Raw genomic sequence first — 230 nt, 5'->3', positions numbered from 1 at the left:
GCGTTGAGTTATTCATACTGCGCAGCTGATCTTGTAAAGACAGCACCAGATCGCTCATGCTACTGAGTAACGTATCTTGGCGCGTCAAGGCATCGTTCGCAGAGGTGATATTCTGCTGATATTGCGCAGTCATCGCCTGTTGTTGCGTCACCGCAGCCGTGCGCGCAGCATTGAGTGGATCCTCCGAGGGGAGCGTCTGCTTTTGCTGCGTCGCCAACTGATCCTGTAAC

The 230-nt window shown here is 53.9% G+C and carries 1 pseudogene; it reads right to left on the bottom strand.

The features are described from left to right. Positions 1–230, bottom strand: a pseudogene (locus MKR94_RS16915) (hypothetical protein); the annotation flags it as partial.

It is taken from the genome of Rosenbergiella metrosideri, from assembly GCF_022602565.1.
GTDB lineage: Bacteria > Pseudomonadota > Gammaproteobacteria > Enterobacterales > Enterobacteriaceae > Rosenbergiella > Rosenbergiella metrosideri.
Note: the sequence above shows the minus strand (reverse complement) of the source record. Positions and strands in the feature narration are given on the sequence as shown.